At 66.8% G+C, this 4092-nt stretch carries 1 protein-coding gene; it reads left to right on the forward strand.

All coding sequences use genetic code 11. The features are described 5' to 3' along the window. Window positions 1-16 precede the first annotated feature (16 nt). A partial coding sequence (locus tag ASILVAE211_RS26245) for a beta strand repeat-containing protein (RefSeq protein ID WP_264479118.1) occupies window positions 17-4092 on the forward strand: 4076 nt, incomplete at its 3' end.

Consider the following 4092-nt stretch of genomic DNA (forward strand, 5'->3'; position numbering starts at 1 on the left):
CACTGGCGTAACTGGTGTGACTGGTCAGACCGGTGGCACAGGGGCGACCGGATCGACGGGCGTGACAGGGGCAACAGGCGTCACTGGTCAAACAGGTGGCACTGGTTCCACCGGCGTTACTGGCGCGACTGGCTCCACCGGGGCCACAGGTTCGACTGGCAGCACTGGCCAAACCGGCGCGACTGGTCAAACTGGTGGCACGGGCGCGACGGGTTCCACTGGTGTGACCGGTCAGACCGGTGGCACAGGGGCAACGGGTCAGACTGGCGCCACCGGCAACACTGGCGCAACCGGATCGACAGGCAACACAGGCAACACAGGCGACACCGGTGCGACGGGGTCCACTGGCAACACCGGTTCGACGGGGAACACCGGCGCCACAGGATTGACTGGGGCAACGGGCGCGACCGGCTCAACTGGCAGCACGGGCCAAACCGGCAACACGGGCGCGACCGGATCGACGGGCGTAACTGGGGCAACAGGTGGCACCGGATCGACAGGCAACACAGGTTTGACTGGCAACACAGGCGATACAGGCGCGACTGGTCAAACAGGTGGCACCGGCGCGACAGGCTCCACCGGTAACACAGGCGCAACGGGTGTGACCGGGCAAACAGGCTCAACCGGCAACACGGGCGCAACCGGGTCCACTGGCGATACAGGTGCGACTGGCTCCACCGGAGCAACGGGCGCAACCGGATCGACAGGCAACACAGGTCCGACAGGCAACACAGGCGACACCGGCGCGACCGGGTCCACTGGCAACACGGGTTCGACGGGGGTAACTGGCGCGACCGGCGACACCGGGGCAACCGGATCGACTGGCGTGACTGGTCAAACTGGCTCGACAGGTTCAACGGGGAACACCGGCGCCACAGGATTGACTGGGGCAACGGGCGCGACCGGCGACACCGGGACAACCGGATCGACTGGCGTGACTGGTCAAACTGGCTCGACAGGTTCAACGGGGAACACCGGCGCCACAGGATTGACTGGGGCAACGGGCGCGACCGGACCCACTGGCTATACAGGCGCGACTGGCGATAGTGGAGCTACCGGTCAGACGGGCGGCACTGGCGGAACGGGTGCGACTGGCTCCACCGGATCGACGGGCGGCACGGGCTCGACGGGTAGCACTGGGCAAACCGGCGCAACGGGCGAGACCGGTGGTACGGGTGCCACAGGCGCGACTGGGTCCACTGGCGATACAGGCGCAACTGGTGTGACCGGTCAAACCGGTGGCACGGGATCGACTGGCGACACAGGGGCAACCGGATCGACTGGCGTGACTGGTCAAACTGGCTCGACAGGTTCAACGGGGAACACCGGCGCCACAGGATTGACTGGGGCAACGGGTGCGACCGGATCGACGGGCGTGACCGGAGCAACAGGCGTCACTGGTCAAACAGGTGGCACTGGTTCCACCGGCGTTACGGGCGCGACTGGCTCCACCGGAGCCACAGGTTTGACTGGCAGCACTGGTCAAACCGGCGTGACTGGTCAAACTGGTGGCACGGGCGCAACGGGTTCCACTGGTGTGACCGGTCAGACCGGTGGCACAGGGGCAACGGGTCAGACTGGCGCCACCGGCAACACCGGCGCAACCGGCTCGACTGGCAACACCGGTGACACAGGTGCGACCGGTCAGACCGGCGCGACGGGTAGCACTGGCTCAACTGGCAGCACGGGCCAAACCGGTAACACCGGCGCAACCGGATCGACTGGCGTGACTGGTCAAACTGGCTCGACAGGTTCAACGGGGAACACCGGCGGCACAGGTTCGACGGGCAGCACTGGTCAAACCGGCGTGACCGGTCAAACAGGCGGCACGGGCGCGACGGGTTCCACTGGTGTGACCGGTCAGACCGGTGGCACAGGGGCAACGGGTCAGAGTGGCGCCACCGGCAACACCGGCGCAACCGGATCGACTGGCAACACAGGTTCGACTGGCAACACAGGCGATACCGGCGCGACTGGTCAAACAGGTGGCACCGGCGCGACAGGCTCCACCGGTAACACAGGCGCAACGGGTGTGACCGGGCAAACAGGCTCAACCGGCAACACGGGCGCAACCGGATCGACGGGCAACACGGGTGGCACAGGTGCGACCGGCAACACGGGTTCGACGGGCGGCACTGGTTCCACTGGCGCGACTGGCTCAACCGGTGGCACTGGTTCAACTGGCGGCACGGGTGCGACCGGGTCCACTGGCGATACAGGCGCAACTGGCTCCACCGGAAACACAGGCGCTACGGGTGTGACCGGTCAGACCGGTGGCACAGGGGCAACCGGCTCCACCGGTCAGACGGGCGCCACGGGAGCAACCGGATCGACTGGTGGCACTGGCTCTACTGGTGACACCGGCGTGACTGGGGCAACAGGCGTCACTGGTCAAACTGGTGGCACAGGGGCAACGGGTCAGACTGGAGCCACAGGCAACACGGGAGCAACGGGTAGCATTGGTCAAACAGGTGGCACGGGCGCGACGGGTGGCACAGGGGTAACCGGATCCACCGGCGCCACAGGTTCGACTGGTCAAACGGGCTCGACTGGCAACACCGGTGACACAGGTGCGACCGGTCAGACGGGCGCGACGGGTAGCACTGGCTCAACTGGCAGCACAGGCCAAACCGGTAACACCGGCGCAACCGGATCGACTGGCGTGACTGGTCAAACTGGCTCAACAGGTTCAGCGGGGAACACCGGCGCCACAGGATTGACTGGGGCAACGGGCGCAACCGGATCGACGGGCAGCACGGGCCAAACCGGCAACACGGGTGCGACCGGATCGACGGGCGTGACTGGAGCAACAGGCGTCACTGGTCAAACAGGTGGCACTGGTTCCACCGGCGTTACGGGCGCGACTGGCTCCACCGGCCAAACCGGAGCTACCGGCGTGACTGGCAACACCGGGGACACAGGCGCAACGGGTGTGACCGGATCAACTGGCGTGACTGGGGTAACAGGCGGCACTGGTTCCACTGGCGCGACTGGCTCAACCGGTGGCACGGGTTCGACGGGGGTAACTGGCGCGACCGGATCCACTGGCGATACAGGCGCGACTGGCTCCACTGGAAACACAGGCGCTACGGGTGTGACCGGGCAAACAGGCTCAACCGGCAACACGGGTGCAACCGGATCGACAGGCAGCACTGGGACGACCGGTAGCACTGGTCAGACCGGGAGCACAGGCAGCACGGGTGCGACTGGGTCGACCGGTGACACCGGGGCAACGGGTCAGACTGGCGCCACCGGCAACACCGGGGCAACCGGATCGACTGGCGTGACTGGTCAAACTGGCTCAACAGGTTCAACGGGGAACACCGGCGCCACAGGATTGACTGGGGCAACGGGCGCGACCGGCTCAACTGGCAGCACGGGCCAAACCGGCAACACGGGTGCGACCGGATCGACGGGCGTGACTGGGGCAACAGGCGGCACTGGTCAAACAGGTGGCACTGGTTCCACTGGCGCGACTGGCTCCACCGGCCAAACCGGCGCGACTGGCGCCACAGGTTCGACTGGCAGCACTGGCCAAACCGGCGTGACTGGTCAAACTGGTGGCACGGGCGCGACGGGTCAGACTGGCGCCACAGGATTGACTGGGGCAACGGGCGCAACCGGATCGACGGGCAACACGGGTGGCACGGGTGCGTCCGGCGAAACGGGTTCGACGGGCAGCACTGGTCAGACGGGCAGCACGGGTGCAACCGGGTCCACCGGTCAGACGGGCGCCACGGGAGCAACCGGATCGACAGGCAACACAGGTTCGACTGGCAACACAGGCGATACAGGCGCGACTGGTCAAACTGGTGGCACAGGCGGCACGGGTGCAACTGGCTCCACCGGTGGCACTGGTTCAACTGGCAGCACCGGCGCAACGGGCGTCACCGGACCGACAGGCAACACAGGCGCAACGGGTGTGACCGGGCAAACAGGCTCAGCCGGCAACACGGGCGCAACCGGATCCACTGGCGATACAGGTGCGACTGGCTCCACCGGAGCAACGGGCGCAACCGGATCGACAGGCAACACAGGTCCGACAGGCAACACAGGCGACACCGGCGCGACCGGGTCCACTGGCAACACGGG

Origin of the sequence: Acidisoma silvae, from assembly GCF_020618775.1 — a bacterium.
Taxonomy (GTDB): Bacteria; Pseudomonadota; Alphaproteobacteria; order Acetobacterales; family Acetobacteraceae; genus Acidisoma; species Acidisoma silvae.